Here is a 16,907-nt window from a genome sequence, read left to right as displayed (position 1 = left end):
CACTACATCCGCCACTACGCCTACCAGCTCCGCCTCGACCCCATCACCAACGCGACAGGCCGCAGCGACGCCACCTTCCGCCTGACCAGCTGACCCGACCGGGATTGCCGTGCCCTCACGCTGCCCCTCACCCCACCAGCGGGTGAGGGGCGGCAGCCGACGGCCACGAGCATCCGAGCCGTACGCGCAAAGGCCGCCGCCCGACCACATAGGGAAGGGCGGCGGCCTTGCGGGACGCGGTCACACGGCAGGGCGCCGGTTCGGAGCCCTGCCGCCGGGACACGTCAGTCCACGTACCACTTGCCGCACTTGGTGACGCCCTCGATCTCGGCGCAGGCGCGCGCGGCGAAGTTGGAGTTGAAGACGGACTGCGTGCGGCTGCCGGTGTAGGGGCCGCACATCTTCCAGCCCTCGCTCTTCGCCTGCTGGTCGCTGACGATGCCCTTGGTGTTGGGGAACGAGTGGAAGCTGCGGTCGACCCACAGTCGGTCGCCGGCCTTGCGCCCGGACTTGATCTCCGCGCGGCTGTAGCGGTCGAGCGCCGACTCGTTCTGCAGCTCGACGCGGCGGCCCCTGAAGTCGAACGAGGCTCCGGACTCGACGGCCCTGAAGCGGCCGATGACGGCAATGCCGTCGCAGTCGGCCTCGGTGGCCGACGCCGCCGACGCGGGGACGAAGACTACGGCGCCGCTGCTGATCAGCACGGCCGAGGCCGCAATGACGCGGCCCATACGGGGCTTCTTCACAAGGTTTCCTTTTTCGGTGACGTGTACAGGTGGGGGGTCTGCCGCTTCGCCGGACAGCTCGAGACCCGGCCGGACGCAGGGTGCAGCCATCTCGATTGCGCTCGGCGGCAGTCCGCGTTGCCCACCGAATCGTGCGCCACGGACCTTGTGGAAACCTTGCGAAGCAGCCGTGACCTGCGCTTTTTGGCAGTATGCGCACGTCACCCCCGTACCGCTCCGCCTCTGGCGGGAGGACGCTCCCGGCCATGGCTACGGCACGAGAACCACGGAGTTGATCGGCGTCATGTCGTACGGCGGGAAAACACCGGTCTGCCGCCCCACTTCGGAGAAGTCGACGCCGTTGTCCCGGCAGCAGACCCGGCCCCGTCCTCACCGGCTTCCTGTCGATCCGCTGGATGCCCTGGTCGCGTCCACGCGCAGTGCCAGAAACGGGACGTGAGAGAGTGTCAGGTCCATCATGCCTGTTCGGAGCCGGTTTCGGTAGGACTCAGCGCACGTCCGTTCGACCTTGTGGCAGTCGATTCCGCGCGCGAGACTCGTCGTCATCCACTCCCCGGTCGACGGGTCGGCAGCCCTTGGCGGTTGTCGACGCGTTCACCGTGCCGTCTCGCTGTGTGACGCGCGCGGACCGGGGGTGACGGGACGAAGGGGGAGCAATGGATCAGGACATGGTGGCGCTGGCGAGGGTCAGGCTGCTCAGCGCCAACCGGCGCGTGGTGCGCGGCGCCGAGGGGCTGTGGATCTACCGCCTTCTGGCGCAGGTCGAGCCGGAGGCGTACGGGTCGAAGCTGGCGTACGTCCTGGTGGAGGCGAGTGCGTCGCCCCTGGTGCGGGAGTCGTCGGAGCAACGGTTGGCCCTGTTGGACGAGGCCGTGGAGGCAGCCAAGGCTCTCAGCGCGTCGAATCCCTACCGGTCGACGGTGCTGGCGAGGGCCCTGGCCGCCAGGAAGCGGGAAATGGACCTGCTCGAACGGTGAAACGAAGGCTCGAGCGGTGAAACGAAGGGGGGAACCGGTTGCTGTCGTGTCTGCCGCCACTGCCGGTTCACTCCCGGCGAGTCTCGTCGATGCACGCCGCTCAGGACATTTGTGAGGCTCCCGGTAAGACATCTGTACCGCGGTATGCGTGCCTCGTGACACTGCACCGCGTCTGTCTGGCTTCGTAGGCTTGCGGCATGTTCACATCCCACAAACCAGGATCGGACGACGCCTGGGAAGGCGTTGTCGAGGACAAGTCGCGGGGCACGCTCGACGGCGCGAACATGTACCACTTCGTCAAAGTGAGGCGAGGGGACGGTCAGTTGATGAAGGTGCGCATCGAGCGCGGGCTGTGGAAGTCGATCGCGGTCGGCGATCGCATCGTCAAGCAGCCGGGGAGCGATCCGGTCAAGGCGTGATCCAGGGGGTCCCCGGCGCCCTTCGCCGAGCCTGCCGGGTATGGACATGACAGGTGGGTGCCCTCTTGAATGCCAGGGCAAGATCAGTGCCGCCCGCGGCACCGCTCCACCCTGCTCCCTGGTGTGCCCCCTGTGCCCACCCCCCCACACGCGCCCCCACGGCGCTCTCTTTCAGGAGACAGAAGACACTGATGAGTCGGATACGGCTGCACGTCCGAGGCTCCCGTCTGGCCACCGTCGGCACGGCCACCGCCGCCGCGTTACTGGCCGGCTTACTCTCCCCGGCCGCCGGCGCGGCCGACAGGCCGACCCGCGCCACCGCCCTCGACGACGCGGCGGAGGTCCTCGTCGACCGCGCCGCGGCCCTGGGCCTCACCTCCGGGCAGGCCACGTCCGTCCGTGACGTGGTCGTCGACAAGGACGGCGCCCAGCACGTCCGCTACGACCGCACCTACCGTCAACTCCCCGTACTCGGCGGCGACTTCGTACTTCACCTCACCTCCGACGGCGCCTATCGCAGCGTTGACCGGGCGACGAGCGCGGCGATCTCGCTGCCTGGGATCACCCCGAAGGTGCCGGCGTCCAACGCGGCCGACGCCGCCGTGAACGCTCTGCGCGCGGCCCACCACGGTGATGCGCTGAAGCAGGTGAAGGCCGAGCCGCAACTCGTCGTCGACGCCCTGCACGGCGCCCCGAGACTGGCCTGGCGCACGAACGCCACCGGATCGGACTCGCTCGGCAACCCGGTGGCCCGCACCGTGCTGACCGACGCGCGCACCGGCGCCCGGATCGACGCCTGGGACGCGCTGGAGACGGCGACCGGCGACGGCAAGTCCCTGTACGGCGGCACGGTCCCGCTGCAGACGACCCGGTCCGGATCGACGTACCAGCTCAAGGACCCCACGCGAGGGAACACGTACACCGGCGACGCGGCCGACAAAACCGATGTGTGCGGCGGCGGTACCTGCAGCGGCCGCGTCCCCGTGACCCTCTTCACGGACGACGACGACCACTGGGGCACGGGGACGACCGCCGACCGCTCGACAGTCGCCGTCGACGCCCAGTACGGCAGCGACATGACCTGGGACTACTACAAGGAGGTCCACGGCCGCATCGGCATCGCCGACGACGGCAAGGGCTCCTTCAACCGCGTCCACTACGGCAACAGACTCGCCAACGCCTTCTGGAACGACGGCTGCTTCTGCATGACCTACGGCGACGGCAACGGCACCAGCTTCGGGCCGATGGCCGCACTGGACGTGGCCGCTCACGAGATGACCCACGGCGTGACCTCGCGAACCGCCGGACTGATCTACTCGGGTGAGTCCGGCGGCCTGAACGAGGCGACCTCCGACATCTTCGGAGCGCTGGTCGAGTTCTACGCGGGCAACGCGCAGGACCCCGGTGACTACCTGATCGGCGAGAAGGTCGTCCGCTCCGGCTTCGGTCACGACGCTCTGCGTTACATGGACAAGCCGAGCAGGGACGGCGGCTCGGCGGACTACTGGAACAGTTCGCTTGCCAACCTCAGCGTCCACTTCTCGTCCGGCGTCGCCAACCACTTCGCCTATCTCCTGGCGGAGGGCAGCGACGCCAAGACGATCAACGGGGTCGCCTACAACTCCCCTACGTACGACCGGTCGACGATCGCGGGCATCGGCCGCGCCAAGCTCGGCGCGATCTGGTACCGCGCCCTGACCGTCTACATGACGTCCTCGACCAACTACGCCGGAGCGAGGACGGCGACCCTGAACGCCGCCCGCGACCTCTATGGTGCGGGCAGCGCGGAGTACACCACGGTGGGGGAGGCCTGGAGCGCGGTCAACGTGAAGTGAGCGTCACCACCACGACGCCAGACGCGTCACACGGCCGCCCGGTCCCGGTGTGCGGGGCCGGGCGGCCGTCCGCCGGTGTGCCGTGGGCGTCACGGCTTCGGCAGTGTGCACGCGGCGGCGTTCAGGTCCAGCTGGTTGCCGGTGGTGAAGCAAGCCGGTATCTGGTAGGTCTGCTGGCCGTAGTTGATGCCCTTGCGGACGGTGACGTCGCCCCTCTGGTCCACCTCGCAGGGGTTGTCCCTTGTGCAGGACGCGCCGTTCTCGTTGCCGGTGTTGTGGACGGCGACGACCTCGCCCGTGGCCTGGTCGACCACGGGCGAGCCGGAGGTGCCGCCGACGGTCTGGCAGGCGGAGGTGTAGCGGACCGAGTCCTTCCAGGTCCACTTGCCCTCCTTGAGGCGGTGGACGAACCCGTCGATGTGGCAGTCCAGGAGCTTCTTCCAGGCGCCGGACGCCACGGTGACGGCGGTGCCGGCGGCGGGGTGAGTGTCCCGCACGGTCAGCGCCGAGATCCCGTACGAGGTCTTGATCTCCGCGTAGGTGGCGGTGAGTTCGTAGATCGCCACGTCCGTGTCGGTCATCGTCCCGTACGCGAGCTTCGCGGCCTTGAGCGTGGCGACCTGGGCGCCCGTGGAGTCGAGCAGGTTGAACGGCCGGTTGGCCGGCCGGTCGGTGATGACCACCCCCGGGTCCAGGAGGCTGCTGCAGTGTCCGTTGGAGAGCACCAGCGCCGGGTCGGTGTCCACGGTTGCCGGGAAGCGGACGAGCGAGCCGGAGCAGTTGCTGAGCGCCACGGTGCCGGCGAGACTGACGGCCTTGAGCGGGCGCTCGGTCGTCCTGGCCGCGGGCTCGGCGCCGGCGGGCGCCGCGACCGCGGGCGCCACGCCCGCTCCGGCGACGGCCAGAGCGAAGAGCGCGGCGACGAGAGGCTTTCTCACGTGGGGGGTCCCCTCTTGCGAAGAGGCGACCGGAGTCCCTCCGGCCGCCCAAGTGTGGTCATGCGCATTGTTGATGTGGGGATGTGAGAGATCAAGGGTCGTCTTTCGGCCGCGAGCACGACGCGGACATCGCGATCCCGGCAACGTCGGTGATGTCGGCGACGTCCGTGAAATGAGTGACGTCGAATGACATCGGCGTCCGTGGGAGCCGCGGCGCGCCGGGCGCCCGCGCCCGGTCGTGCGGTTACGCCGGGGCCCTCAACGCGGTCCGCGCCAGCTCGCGCAGCCAGACGTGCGCGGGGTCGGTGTCATATCGCTGATGCCATGACAGGTACACCGCGGCCGACGGCAGTTCCAGCGGCAGTGGGAGCTGGGCCAGCCCGAGAACCGCGGCGGCTGAACGCGTCGTCGATTCCGGTGCCGTGACCAGGAGGTCCGAGTCGCGCACGAACGCGAACGCGGCCCCGTCGGTCGGCGCGGACGCCACGACATGCCGGGTGAGACCGAGCCGTGCGAGAGCGTCGTCGAGGGCGTTGCCGAGCCTCCCGCGCCGCGAGACGGTGATGTGCTCGGCCGCGGCGTACCGCGCGGCGGTGACCGTCTTGACCCGGGTGAGCGGGTGCCCCCGCCGCACGACGACGACATGCCGGGTGTCCGCCACCCGTTCAGCCCGAAGGTCGGGTGCGGTCGGGCGGTTCGCGTTCGCCTCCAGGTCGACCTCGCCGCGACGCAACTCGGGGGTGTCGGTGCTCGATTCCGCGATGAAGCGCAGGCGCACGCCCGGTGCCTGCCTGCGTACGGACGAGAGGAGCGCGGGGCCGCTGAGGGCGACCAGTGAGTCGTGCCAGCGGAGTGTGAAGGTGCGCTCGAGTGCCGCGAGGTCGAGCTCGCGACTCGGCGCCAGCACGCCCTGAACCTGCCGCAGCAGCTCGTGCACCTGTTCCCGGACGGCGATCGCGTACGGCGTCGGCGTCATCGTGCGCCCGGTGCGCACCAGGATCTGATCCCCCGTCGTGCGCCGGATCCTGCCGAGGCTTCGGCTCATCGCGGGGGCGGTGACGTGCAGGCGCTCGGCCGCTCCGGCGACGCTGCCTTCTTCCAGGAGCGCGTCGAGCGCAGCGAGCAGGTTCAAGTCCAATTGCATGGGAGTCATCCTAGGCGTGCTTTACATGCACTTGCAGTTAATGATGCGTCCTCCTACCTTCGAGATGCGGGCACGGAAGAAAATCACGGGTTCCGCCCGGTCCGCCTCACCACGCCCTTCCAGACGGGAGCACCGCCATGCCCGATTCCCTGCAGACCACCGCCGTTCGCGCAGCCGCCGCGTCCGCGTCGGACGCCGACCTGCTCGCGCAGACCGCGATCGCCGTGCGCGCGGCGGCTTCTGCGCTGCTGGAGGGATTCGGCGACGTGGTCCGCTACCGGACCCGCGAAGAGCTGATGCGCGCGCTCGCCGTCAACGACGAACTGGCCCTCGACATCCTGCGCCCCCGCCTCGAACTCCTGCGCCCGGAGGCCCGCTTGGTGGAGGACGAGCTCGCGGGCGGGGCCCTGCCGGCCGGCGAATGGTGGGTCCTGGATCCGGCCGAAGGCAACGTCAACCACCTGCACGGCCTGCCGGAGTGGGCGGTGACCGCCACCCTCGTGCGCGACAACCAGCCGGTGCTCACCGCAGTGCACCTGCCGTTGACCGGTGAGACCTACACCGCACTCGCCGGTGCCGGAGCCCACCTCGACGGCCGACCGCTGCACGTCTCTGGGACCACGGACCTCGGACTGAGCCTCGTCGCCACGAGCCAGGCCAGGCCGGACGAGGACGAGGAGGTCGTCCGGCGCATCGGCTCCTCGATCACCGCGATGCTCTTCGACGCGCTCGTGGTGCGGACGTCCGTGCCCGCCACCCTGCACCTGCTGAACGTGGCCGCCGGCCGGATCGACGCCTTCTGGCAGTTCGCCGGAGCCCGTGCGGATCTGCTTCCCGGGGCGCTGCTCGTCACCGAGGCCGGCGGGCGGATAACCGACGCCTACGGCCGCCCCTGGACCCCGGAGAGCGAGAGCTTCCTGGCCGCCGCGCCCGGCGTGCACACCGAAGCCGTCACCACGCTCTCCCGCTGACCCCCATCACCATCACCATCACCATCACCGGAAGGATCACATCACCATGACCACGATCGCCGTTCTCGGAAACGGCCGTGTCGGCGGAAGCCTCGCCCTGGCCCTCACCCGCGCCGGGCACGACGTGACCGTGGCGGACCGCTCACCGGGCTCTGCCGCCGACGCCGTCCGGGCAGCGCGGATCGTCGTCAACGCCACGCCGGGCGCAGGTTCGCTGGACCGGCTCGTCGCGCTGCGCGAGGAACTGCAGGGCAGGATTCTCGTGGACGTCTCCAACGCCACCGTCGACGGACCGGACGGGTTGCCGGCAGGCCTGCTCTACCCCGGCTCTAGCCTCGCGGAGCAACTGCAAGAAGCCCTTCCCGGCACGCACGTCGTCAAGACGCTCAACACGATGCTGTACACGGTGATGACCGCGCCCGCCGCGCTCAGCCAGACGCCGACCGCCTTCCTCTCGGGCGCGGATCCGGAGGCCAAGCAGGTCGTACGCGGGCTGCTCGCCGACCTCGGCTGGCAGCAGGAGTGGGTCACGGACCTCGGCGGCATCGTGACCGCACGGGCCGCCGAGGCAGCGATCCTGTTCGTGCCGCACGTGATCCGATCGAGCGGATTCGCGCCCTTCGCCGTCTCGATCACCCGCTGAGGGCCCGGCGCGACGGAGCGACGGAGGACGACGATCCGCGTCACGTGCCGTGGACCTGCCCACGCCAGGTCAGCGTCAGTTCCCCGACGACCGGCAGCCCGAGGGTGGGGGCCAGGGTTCCGCTCCCCGTCATGCCCGACGTCAGAGGCAGCGTGAATTGCTGGAGTGTGGCGATCAGATGGCGATGACCCTCACCGCCCGGCACCAGCACCCACAGGTGAAGGGTCTTCGCAGCGGGCTCCCACTCCCAGACCCCTTCCTGGCTGACGGCTCCGCCGATGAACGCCATGGTGCCGAACCACTTGTCCGTGGGATGAGGTCCTGAGATCCCCGTGTCCTCCCACTCGATCTCGATCTGAGCAGTCTGCGGAGTCCAGCTCGGGATGATGTCGATCTGCCCGCCGCGTCTCATGATCGCTCCTGATCATTGTGCCTGGAAGTCTCCCGGAGCGGCCCACAAGGCCCATGTCTCCAGCGTAGGGCGCAGGGGCGCTGCCGGCGACTTCACATGATCTCGTTGAAACGCTGAATCACCCTGCGGCATGCGAAGCCCTGGGGGCGGGCCGTGAGAGGGTGGGGTTCGGTTGGGCACAGGGGGAGACGTGGGGCTCATCTACAGCTACGACATTTACGTGCGTCCTCGGAACGTCGGCAGGGTGTTGGCCCATCTGGCCGAGCTGGCGCCACCGGCCCGTGCCGTGCCACCGTTGGAGATCACCCTGCCCGGCGGTGACCGGCTCGTCCTCCCGTTCACCTCCCGTTTCCAGAGCGAGCCGGTCGACTGTTCCACGAGCAGCACGCTCGAGCTCGACATGTCCCTCATGTTCGAGCTCGATGACGCACTGCGTGAGTACGCGCAGACGAACGGCTCCGACCCCGAGGACGACGGGCGCATCCAGATCGGGTACGTCTACGCGGCGATCCGGTTCGAGTCCCTGCTGCACCCCGGCTACGCGTCGGTGGAGTGCTGGGCGGCGACGACGGGCATGAGCCGTTTGTTCGCGCGGTCGGTCAACATCAGGAAGGCGTTCACCGACCTCACCGCCGACAGCGGGGGAGTGTGCTGTCTGTTCGACACCGGCGACGGCGGCCCCGAGCAGGTGTGCTGGCTCAACGGTGAAGCCACTCGGGAGATGGTCTGCGGTCCCCGCTTTCCCGATAGGCGAGCACTTGTGGCGACTTGGGCCGACCCGGAGAAGTGAGCATCGACGCTTCCTCGTGGCCGCCACGGATCGCGGAGGTCGCGTCCTTCAGCGGTGCATCGGCCCACCGTCCGGCGCCGGGCCGAACGTGTCGGCCAGGCTGGTCAGGACGGAGCCCGGCCAGCTGCTCTGCCCGAACACACTGACCGGCAGGGCGAGCACGCCGCACTCACGCCGGAGCGTCTCCGCCGGGATGCCGACCGGGAAGAAGTAGTTGCCGGGGCAGGTCCGGCCGGCCGTGGGAATGGCCCGGAGCACGTCGTCAGGCAATCGTTCGAACAGCCGCTCAGCACGCGCGGCCAGTTCGTCGGCGACTCGCCGGGGCGTGTCGCCGTGCTCGGTCAGCAGTCGGTGAGCGAGCCGCAGTTGCTCCGGAGCCGGCGAGTCCGAGCGGAACGCTTCGGCCCACTGCGCCCACTCCGCCCGTGGCGTCCACCCGGCCTGTTCGGCCTGCTCGGCCTGCGGACCCAGCAGGACCACGCCGAACGTGCGTGGCCACAGCCAGCCCTTGGTGACCGAATGCAACAGGACCGCGCAACCGGTGTCCAGCAGTCGCCGGGTGCCGGCGGCGAACGGGACACCCAGGTCGTAGACGCCGTCGATCAGCACACGGCGGCGCGGTGATTCGCGCAGCCACGAAATCACCGCGTCGCACTCGGTCTCGGACAGGTAGCGGCCGAGCGGTTTGCTGGGGTTGGCGAGCAGCAGGTATTCGGCCCGGTCGTCCGCCGGCGAGCTCGGCAGGGCCGGCGTCGGCAGCGTCGGGTAGGACCCGGGCTCCAGGCCCGCAGCGCGGGCCAGCTCGAAGTAGACCGGGTACACGTCGCCGGGCAGCCACAACCGCGCCTGCGCGGCGTGCAGACGCTGGAACACCACACCGAGCCCGTGCCGAACCCCTCGACAGACCATGGCGTGACCGGACCACTCTTCCGGCAGCTGAAAGCGCCGCAGCCAGGCACGGGCGAGATCGCACCGGTGCACCGTGCGCACGTCGGCCGGCGGTTGCGGCCGCATCGGCGCGAGCGCCCTGTACACATTGGTCTCGGCGGCGTCCAGAAGGGACGGGGAACCGAGGAGTTCCCGCTGCCGGAAGTCCTGGAACTCCTCGAACCTCATGCCGTCGCTCCTTCCGGCACGATCTCGCTGGCCCGGTCCTCCAGGGAGGCGTAGCAGCGCCCGTCGGCCATCACGTTCCAGCTGCGCGCGATCCCGTTGGTGCGTTCCCAGAGCAGGCTGGGCTCGGTGTATGCGGCGATCCGCATCGGCCGGCCGTCCCAGTCACCTTGGTAGACCGGCGCGCCCCAGGGCAGACGGCTCGCGAGTGCGAAGCCGTGCCGCTCGGCGAACCCGGTGACGACGGACAGCGACACCTGGTGCTCTCGGCTCCAGACGTTGGCGGCGCGTTCGAAGTAGAGCGACTCGGTGCTCGTGGAGACGTAGAGCTCCTTGAAGCAGACCTCCTCGACGCCGAGCGCGGCGGCCCACGAGAGGTAGTCGGCGACCCCGGCCGCGTCGGCGACGCCACCGTGCTGGAGCACGCAGATCAGCCTCATCCGCAGCCCCGGCCCGCGGTCACGTTCCGTGCGCCAGGTGTCGATCACCGAACTCACCGGCGTGCGCAGCATCATCAGCCGCTCGTTGACGTCGTCGTCCTGGTGGTGCCGGGAGACCGCCAGCACACTGAGGCCTGCCCCGCTCAGGGCCGCGAGGCGCTCGGCCCGGTCGGTGTGCCCGCCCTTGGCCAGGGTGTGCGCGTTGGTGATGAGGACGACCTTGGGGAAGGTCGCCGAGCAGGCGGAAACCAGTCGCAGCTGCTGCTCGAACGGTATGAGTGTGGGCTCCCCGCCACCGGTGATCACCGCCCGCTCGGCGCCCGCCGCACGGGAGCGCTCCAGCCAGTGGGCGACCGTGTCCCACGGCACCCGTGCCGGCGCCTGGTCGCTGGAGATCGAGGCCGAGGAGAAGCAGAACGAACACCTGGCCTGGCAGGCGGAGGCCACCGGCAGAATCGACACGGAGCGCGGTCGTGTGTCGGCGTAACGTCGCAGCGCCTCCCCCTGCAGGTGCAGGGAGGCCGCCATCGCATCCTCGACAGTGGTCGGGCGCAGCGTGAACCCGTCGCTCCCGTCGTTCCCGTCGCCCGCCTGGTCGAGCTCGTGGACTGCCGACAGCCGGATGCGAGGCTCGTGCAGTTCCCTGCCGAGGCCGGTCACCACGTTGGGCGCCAGCTTGCCGGGGTCCACGGTGGTCTCCAGCACCAGCAGCCGGTCTCCGGGAACGGCCAGACGGTCCAGCAGGCGTCGGGCCTTGCCGATGCCGATTCCCAACTCCGCACGGGTCAGCAGATGGAACCGGTCGGGATAGGTGCTCTGCGGAATGCCCGCCTTGCCGTAGGCGCACGCGTACTTGTCGAAGCCCTTCGCGAAGTTCGACAGCACGATGACGTGGAAGCGCTGGTCACCTTGGTTCATCCCGTCATCATGCATGAACGGGCCCCGGATGACAGGGGCCCGAACTGCACGCGGGATCGGAACGCGGTGTGCCGATCAGGTCCGTCGTCGACGACCGCTGTCAGCTGAGGGACGCGTCTATCGAGGACAGCGGCACGGAGAAGAGCACGCGCTGTGGAATCGCCGAATCGGTGCCGGACCAGTGGCCCGCGCTGTCCGCCGCCCATTCCGTGAGCGTCCAGACCTGACCCGTGCTCCACCAGTACGACATGCTCTCGGTGTGCTGGCCCCAGCAGGCATACGTGATGTCCTGCCCGCAGTTGGCGGCCGCCTTGGCTCCTCCGGCGTTCTGCCGCCACAGGATGCCGTGCTGGCCGACGCCGCCGCGTGCGTCGTCAACGTAGAAGTTCGGTGTGCCGCCGCTGGTGGCGCTGTGTGACAGCACGCCCTGGAGACCGACGGCCTTCGTCTCGTACGCCTGCGAGGCGTTCACGCGGCCGCTGCCGTCCGTGGCGAGGTAGCCGGGGTCGGAGCCGAAGTCGTACCGCCAGATGCGGGCCGGCTGCGTGCCGCCGGAAGAGAACCACTCGGTGGCGACGAGACTGTCCGGCGTGCTGCTGCGATCCAGTGAGATGGATCCGAAGCACGGCAGGGAGTCGTCATTGGCAGAGTTGCAGGCCCCGCCGGCGAGGCTGTAGGAGCCGATGGCCGGCATCACGTACTGGTAGCCGCCTGCCGACCATCCGCCGCTCACCTTGCCGACGGTCGAGCTGTTGACGGTCGCCTGGAGGATGCGCTTCATGTCGAAGACGTACATCACGTTGTTGTCGGCGTCCTTCTCCCAGGAAGTCACGATCAGCTTGTCCTGGTACCAGACCATGCCGCCCATGTGGGTCTTGAGGGCGCGGTAGTCGGTGCCGCCGTTCAGCGGGACGACCGGCAGCACCCAGCGGTATTTGAACGCGCCGGGGTTGTTGGCGTCGATGAACGCGATGCGGCCCATGTGGTCGGTGGTGGTCGTGCCGTTCTGCCCCCAACCGGACAGGATCACCTTGTTGTCGCCCCACACGCCGTCGTTGTCCGCGTCCCCCGAGGACGTCACGGACTGCGGCAGCCAGTCCTGTGTGACCGCGTCACCGGTGTCCCAGCAGTACGCGGCCTGAGCGGTCGGCTTCACCGGCAGCGCGGCGGTCTCCGTGCCGGAGCAGCTCGCCGCGTTGCGCATCGTGTGGTTGGCGCTGGCGAGGACCTGGTCGACCCCGCGGGACGTGCCCATCTGGCTGGCCAGGTTGTCGAGCGAGGAGGTGGGAACGCGGTGCTCGACCAGTCGGAGCTTCGCCAGCTCCGCGGAGGAGGTGAGCGCGGTCAGGGCTCCGGGGTTGTCGCCGGGAGCCGCCTCAGCGGCGTTCACCGGCGCCAACAGTGCGGCCACCGCCAGACAGGCGGTGGCCACTGTGGCTCGCAGGCCGTTTCTACGCATCCTATGGACCCTTGTTAGAACGGAAGTTGAGGCGGCTTCGACCGTGGTCGTCAGGTGCCGACGACGGATCCTGTCACAATGAGCCGTGCGCGGGGGAAGGGCACGGACAGCCGGGGCGGACTGGATGTGACGTACGGCGTCGCCAGGCAACTGGGCCTGAAACAGCGTTACTTGCTCAGCCGCTTGTGGTCTCTCGCGGCGATCACCATCATGATCCGCGGACATCCGTCTGTCGTTGGCGAGGGATGCACAATTCCCTATGCAGAGAGTCCACTGGACCCCACATCCCCAGGCTGCGCGCAGCGCCCCCGTCCGTATCCGTGGAGGAACGGGGGCCCGCGCATTGAACGGACGCGACGTCAGACCGTCGGCGCCGGGAGAACCGCGCTGAGTGAGTACAGGATGGGCAGGTACGTGTCGCTGAACGGGAACCGGTAGAGGCCGTCCGGGCCCTGCGGCAGGATGTGGCGCGCGTCGGTCTCGGTCTCGGTGTGCTCGCCGAGGTGTTGCACGACCAGTCCGGCCGAAGCGGCCGCCGTGACGATCTCGCCGACGGAGTACGGGTACTGGGTGGACTTCTTCGGCTCCGTCGGAGCTTCGGCGTGCGCGTACGTGCCCGTCATCGAGTCGTACTGTGGCGAGCCGCCGCCATAGTGTCGTGTCGATGCTTCCCTACCGGCCGGTTCGGGGGCATCGGCCGAAAAGCCTTCCGTGCGCCGGCATTCCGGGGGATCGGTCGCCGGCCCGCAGACCCGTCAGAGGAGCGAACCGCATCCTTGCGGACGTCCCGTGCCCGGATGCCCGGCCGGCCGGGCATGCTGGCGAGCCGGGCGTGCACGAGTCGTGCGAGCAGTGGCGTCGGCGGTTGGCATGATGGGCAGCTGCAGGTCGCAGATGTCTCTACAGGAGCAACTCGAAAGCCCTCCTGGGAGTCGACGCCTATGGGCGGACCGCCGAGACCAGGCCGCCGGGGTGCTCCTCGCGCTGGGGCGGGGTGGCGATCGGGCGGCCGTAGGCGGCAGCGCGCTCGCGCAGGGTGTGACAGGCGGCCTCCCAACCGTGCCCCGCCAGCCGGCCCACAGGGTCGTCGGGCATCTCCGAGATCCACATGGACGCTGCCGATCCCGGCACGGCGTCCGCACCGAAGCGCTCGATCACGCCGCGTGAGCCCCACGTCAGCCCCATCCGACTGCCTGTCGCCGACCGGGCGCTGATCCGGGCCAGCAGCAACTCCACCGCGTCCTCGGGCAGATAGATCAGCAGGCCCTCGGCGATCCACACGGTCGGCGCCGCCGGGTCGTGCCCTGCGGCGGCCAGCGCACCCGGCCAGTCCTCACGCAGATCCACCGCGACGGTGATCCGCTCGCAGCGTGCGACGGCTTGCTCCTGGCGCAGCACTGACGCCTTGAAGTCCAGCGGCGCGGCGGTGTCGACCTCGAACAGCCTCGTTCCCTCGGGCCAGTCCATCCGGAAGGCCCGGCTGTCCATGCCGGCGCCGAGCAGGACGACCTGCCGGATCCCGGACGCGGAGGCCTGCTGCAACAGGTCGTCGAGGAACTTCGTTCTGATGACGATGGAGAAGGACACGGCCAGCCGACGGCGTCGTCCGGTCTCGTCGTCCGGCGGCGGCGAGGAGGGCCACAATCCGCCGGCGGCGGCGAAAGCCCGTGCCAGCGGGTCGCGGAACAGCGCGTTCTCCCGCTCGGTCTCCAGTGCCCGCACCCTGGCCACTCCCACCGCCGTGGCCCACACTCCCGACGGCTGCACCCGCTGCTGCCCACCAGTCACCGCGCCAGCCTAGATGACCCGTTGCCAGGGGTCCGTCGAGTTCAGCCACGTCTCATCACGGTCGGTCGCGATCGATGAAGCGGCATCCTGCCGGACGGCGTGGGGCCGAACGCGGTCAGCGTCTGGTGAGCGGGAGGCTGAGGACTCCGCGGTCATGTCCGACGATCAGGTCCGCGCCCGCGACGGCCAGGCAGGTCGGCGACACCTCCAGGGCGATGTGCTGCACCGCGCCGGTCTCCGGTTCCCACAGTCGCAGCCGGTGACCGTGACGGGCGCCGGCGACCAGGACCGTGCGGCCGCCGTGCGGCGTGGCGGCGGTGAGGAGCGGCGGGCCGGCGGTGCCTGTGGAGCTGGGCAGACCATCGCCGACCGGGGCGCCGGTGGCCGGATCCCACAGCATGACGACGCCGAGTCCGTCTGCCGTGGCCAGCATGGTCCGGTCGGGCGTCGGGACAGCCGCCACGGCGGCCGCCCGGTGGTCGGCACCGGCGAGCGCCCCTGCGTCCAGGTGCACGGCCGCGCCGCTTTCCCACGGGTCGTCGACGACCGGATCCCACACGTGCACGCGGCCCGCCGTGTCCGCGGCCACGACAAGAGTGTGGTCGGCGGAGATCGGGACGGCGGTGATCGACCGGATCGGACTGCCGTAGGGGTTGAGGCGCCCGACGCACTCACCGCTTTCCGGTTCCCACACCCGGACGGCGCCACGTGGGGTGGCGGTGACGAGCAGGGTGCGGCCTTCGGGGACGACAGCCGCACACATCGCGGTCACCCCGCCGGTCCAGTCGCCGGCAGGTTCGCGCACCGGCTGCCCGGTGAGAGGGTTCCACACGGCGATCGTCCCGCTGTCGCCTCCGCTCGCCAGGAGGACGCGGCCGTCGGGCAGGGGCAGGGCCGTCATCGAGCGGACGGCGTCCGGATGTCCTGGCAGCGGGTCGTGGACGAGTCGGCCGTCTGACACGTCCCACAGGCACACCACGCCCTTGTCCCCGCCGCCGGCGACGAGGGTCGGCCGACCGGGGTGGGCCAGTACCGCCAATGCGCCGACACCCCCGGGCGAGCCGGGCACGGAATCGGAGAACGCCGATATACGGCCCCAGAGTGTGCCGTCGGCGGCCTTCACCGCGTTCTCTTCCTGCCGGAACCGGGTCGCCGCCCGGCCGGTTCCTCCGGCTGCCGCCGCTTGTGCACCGGCAGCAGCCGCCCCGTCGGAGTCCGCCGGCGCCCGATCCGGACGGTGTGGGGAGAGCGCACCGTCCGGGCTCTCCACCAGGCCTTCCGTGATCGTCCACGTCCGCTCGCAGTCCCAGCAGTCGAAGTGCCCGGTGAGGGACAGCAGTCGGCGGGCCAGATCCACCGCGGCCCGCTGCGGCGTGCCCCTGACCGCGACGATCCCGGCGACCAGGCACAGGACGGCTTGTGCCGGTGTTTCGGGGCAGACCCCCCGCGTCGCGACATCGCGCGCCACTCGCAGGAAGGGCTCCCAGCCTTCCCCCAGCGCCTCCTCCCGCAGTGCCGCGGCGGCCTCGCTCCAGGGGTGCCCTTCCTGCCGGACATGGGGGGAGGGGTCGGGCAGCAGTGACGCATCGAGGGGCGAACGAGCCGCGTCCACGAAGAAGTCGGCGATCTCCGTGTCGCTTCCGCAACCGGGACACGACAACAGGAGCTCGCTTTCCCCTTCCTCCGGGAACTGCCACAGCGCCTCGCCGATGTGGTGTCCGGCCAAGGCCACGCAGGAGAGGGCGAGTCGGGCACAGAGCGGTCCGGGAACTCCAGTGGTGAGGAGACTCCGGGCAGCCGCCCGCTCGGCCAGCCGCAGCGCGGCGCGGAAGACCGCCTCGAGATCGTCCGGGACGGGCGGCCGGTAATCGGCGGTCACGAGGAATCCGAGGTCCACCCAGAAATCCACGGTCTGTCCCGGAGGCAGGACCGCAGCCGCCTCGACGAGATGCGGCAGGGCCGCATATGCCCCGTCGGCGACGACTCCGTCATCCAGCAGGCCGCCGTACAGGTCCGCCCAGGACCGCTGCCACGCCTCGCCGCCCCCGGTGGCAGCCGCAGAGGCCAACTGCTCCAGGACCACCTGCACCTCCTCGGCCTTCACACCGTCAAGACCATGCCAGCGAGGGCTGTCCAAGGGCAGCTTCGAAATCATGGGACGAGTCTCGCAGACGGCGCCGACAATCAGCCGGCGGCTCGGGCCCGGCAGCTTTCCGCTCAGCTCGTCATCCGACCGACGCCCCCTCCGCCTGTGTCGCTGCGGGAAACCCTTCTCAGGAACGGGCGACCGCCCGGTCGACGAGGGGGCATGGCT

Annotated in this window: 17 protein-coding genes; 7 read left to right on the top strand and 10 right to left on the bottom strand. The window is 70.0% G+C overall.

The window, feature by feature from the left end:
* Nucleotides 1-93 (top strand): AbfB domain-containing protein (locus tag ACH4ZA_RS37040; RefSeq protein ID WP_398433510.1); only part of this gene is annotated, 93 nt, incomplete at its 5' end.
* Between the two features lie 191 nt (nucleotides 94-284).
* On the opposite strand, the gene ACH4ZA_RS37035 is transcribed toward ACH4ZA_RS37040, so the two are convergent.
* Complete coding sequence (locus ACH4ZA_RS37035; RefSeq protein WP_398433505.1) at nucleotides 285-731, bottom strand: hypothetical protein; 447 nt, start codon at nucleotides 729-731, stop codon at nucleotides 285-287.
* A 671-nt stretch (nucleotides 732-1,402) separates the two neighbouring features.
* On the opposite strand from ACH4ZA_RS37035, the gene ACH4ZA_RS37030 reads away from it, so the two are divergent.
* From ACH4ZA_RS37030 to ACH4ZA_RS37020, 3 genes are all read left to right on the top strand, one after another.
* Nucleotides 1,403-1,723 carry a hypothetical protein gene (locus ACH4ZA_RS37030; RefSeq protein WP_398433504.1) on the top strand — a complete coding sequence of 107 codons (321 nt, stop codon included), beginning with the start codon at nucleotides 1,403-1,405 and terminating at the stop codon, nucleotides 1,721-1,723.
* A gap of 197 nt (nucleotides 1,724-1,920) precedes the next feature.
* Nucleotides 1,921-2,142 carry a hypothetical protein gene (locus ACH4ZA_RS37025; RefSeq protein WP_398433503.1) on the top strand — a complete coding sequence of 74 codons (222 nt, stop codon included), beginning with the start codon at nucleotides 1,921-1,923 and terminating at the stop codon, nucleotides 2,140-2,142.
* A 191-nt stretch (nucleotides 2,143-2,333) separates the two neighbouring features.
* Nucleotides 2,334-3,977, top strand: a complete 1,644-nt coding sequence (locus ACH4ZA_RS37020) for a M4 family metallopeptidase (RefSeq protein WP_398433502.1) — start codon at nucleotides 2,334-2,336, stop codon at nucleotides 3,975-3,977.
* 89 nt (nucleotides 3,978-4,066) lie between these two features.
* Here ACH4ZA_RS37020 and ACH4ZA_RS37015 read toward each other — a convergent pair whose 3' ends face one another.
* Together ACH4ZA_RS37015 and ACH4ZA_RS37010 are read right to left on the bottom strand one after the other, a co-directional pair.
* Complete coding sequence (locus ACH4ZA_RS37015) at nucleotides 4,067-4,915, bottom strand: serine protease (protein WP_398433501.1); 849 nt, start codon at nucleotides 4,913-4,915, stop codon at nucleotides 4,067-4,069.
* Between the two features lie 244 nt (nucleotides 4,916-5,159).
* Complete coding sequence (locus tag ACH4ZA_RS37010) at nucleotides 5,160-6,059, bottom strand: LysR family transcriptional regulator (RefSeq protein ID WP_398433500.1); 900 nt, start codon at nucleotides 6,057-6,059, stop codon at nucleotides 5,160-5,162.
* A 137-nt stretch (nucleotides 6,060-6,196) separates the two neighbouring features.
* Here ACH4ZA_RS37010 and ACH4ZA_RS37005 point away from each other — a divergent pair, with 137 nt between their 5' ends.
* Both ACH4ZA_RS37005 and ACH4ZA_RS37000 read left to right on the top strand, forming a co-directional pair.
* The gene (locus ACH4ZA_RS37005; RefSeq protein ID WP_398433499.1) at nucleotides 6,197-7,030 is read left to right on the top strand and encodes an inositol monophosphatase family protein; all 834 of its coding nucleotides are present in this window, start codon (nucleotides 6,197-6,199) and stop codon (nucleotides 7,028-7,030) included.
* Between the two features lie 46 nt (nucleotides 7,031-7,076).
* Nucleotides 7,077-7,673: an NADPH-dependent F420 reductase gene (locus ACH4ZA_RS37000; RefSeq protein ID WP_398433498.1), complete on the top strand. Its 597-nt coding sequence runs from the start codon at nucleotides 7,077-7,079 to the stop codon at nucleotides 7,671-7,673.
* 40 nt (nucleotides 7,674-7,713) lie between these two features.
* Here ACH4ZA_RS37000 and ACH4ZA_RS36995 read toward each other — a convergent pair whose 3' ends face one another.
* Nucleotides 7,714-8,085 (bottom strand): hypothetical protein, encoded by a 372-nt coding sequence (locus tag ACH4ZA_RS36995; RefSeq protein ID WP_398433497.1) that lies wholly within the window; start codon nucleotides 8,083-8,085, stop codon nucleotides 7,714-7,716.
* Nucleotides 8,086-8,275: 190 nt separating this feature from the next.
* Between ACH4ZA_RS36995 and ACH4ZA_RS36990 the strand changes: the two genes are divergently transcribed.
* Entirely contained in the window at nucleotides 8,276-8,875 is a 600-nt protein-coding gene (locus tag ACH4ZA_RS36990) for a hypothetical protein (RefSeq protein ID WP_398433496.1), read from the top strand.
* Between the two features lie 48 nt (nucleotides 8,876-8,923).
* Here the strand turns inward: ACH4ZA_RS36990 and ACH4ZA_RS36985 are convergent, their stop codons facing one another.
* The 6 genes from ACH4ZA_RS36985 to ACH4ZA_RS36960 all read right to left on the bottom strand — a co-directional run bounded on the left by ACH4ZA_RS36985 (nucleotide 8,924) and on the right by ACH4ZA_RS36960 (nucleotide 16,748).
* On the bottom strand, nucleotides 8,924-9,991 hold the full coding sequence (locus ACH4ZA_RS36985; protein WP_398433495.1) for an aminotransferase class I/II-fold pyridoxal phosphate-dependent enzyme: 1,068 nt from the start codon (nucleotides 9,989-9,991) through the stop codon (nucleotides 8,924-8,926).
* A complete protein-coding gene (locus ACH4ZA_RS36980; RefSeq protein ID WP_398433494.1) occupies nucleotides 9,988-11,346 on the bottom strand; it encodes a radical SAM protein in 1,359 nt (452 codons plus the stop codon). The genes ACH4ZA_RS36985 and ACH4ZA_RS36980 overlap by 4 nt, the downstream gene beginning before the upstream one ends.
* Before the next feature lie 100 nt (nucleotides 11,347-11,446).
* Nucleotides 11,447-12,805: a hypothetical protein gene (locus ACH4ZA_RS36975; RefSeq protein WP_398433493.1), complete on the bottom strand. Its 1,359-nt coding sequence runs from the start codon at nucleotides 12,803-12,805 to the stop codon at nucleotides 11,447-11,449.
* Nucleotides 12,806-13,164: 359 nt separating this feature from the next.
* Nucleotides 13,165-13,428 carry a hypothetical protein gene (locus tag ACH4ZA_RS36970; protein WP_398433492.1) on the bottom strand — a complete coding sequence of 88 codons (264 nt, stop codon included), beginning with the start codon at nucleotides 13,426-13,428 and terminating at the stop codon, nucleotides 13,165-13,167.
* A gap of 316 nt (nucleotides 13,429-13,744) precedes the next feature.
* Nucleotides 13,745-14,557, bottom strand: a complete 813-nt coding sequence (locus tag ACH4ZA_RS36965) for a class I SAM-dependent methyltransferase (RefSeq protein WP_398433509.1) — start codon at nucleotides 14,555-14,557, stop codon at nucleotides 13,745-13,747.
* Nucleotides 14,558-14,708: 151 nt separating this feature from the next.
* Nucleotides 14,709-16,748, bottom strand: coding sequence for a WD40 repeat domain-containing protein (locus tag ACH4ZA_RS36960; protein WP_398433491.1), 2,040 nt, complete (start codon nucleotides 16,746-16,748; stop codon nucleotides 14,709-14,711).
* Nucleotides 16,749-16,907: the final 159 nt, after the last annotated feature.

The organism is Streptomyces sp. NPDC020597 (assembly GCF_044335095.1).
Classification (GTDB): domain Bacteria; phylum Actinomycetota; class Actinomycetes; order Streptomycetales; family Streptomycetaceae; genus Streptomyces.
Note: the sequence above shows the minus strand (reverse complement) of the source record. Positions and strands in the feature narration are given on the sequence as shown.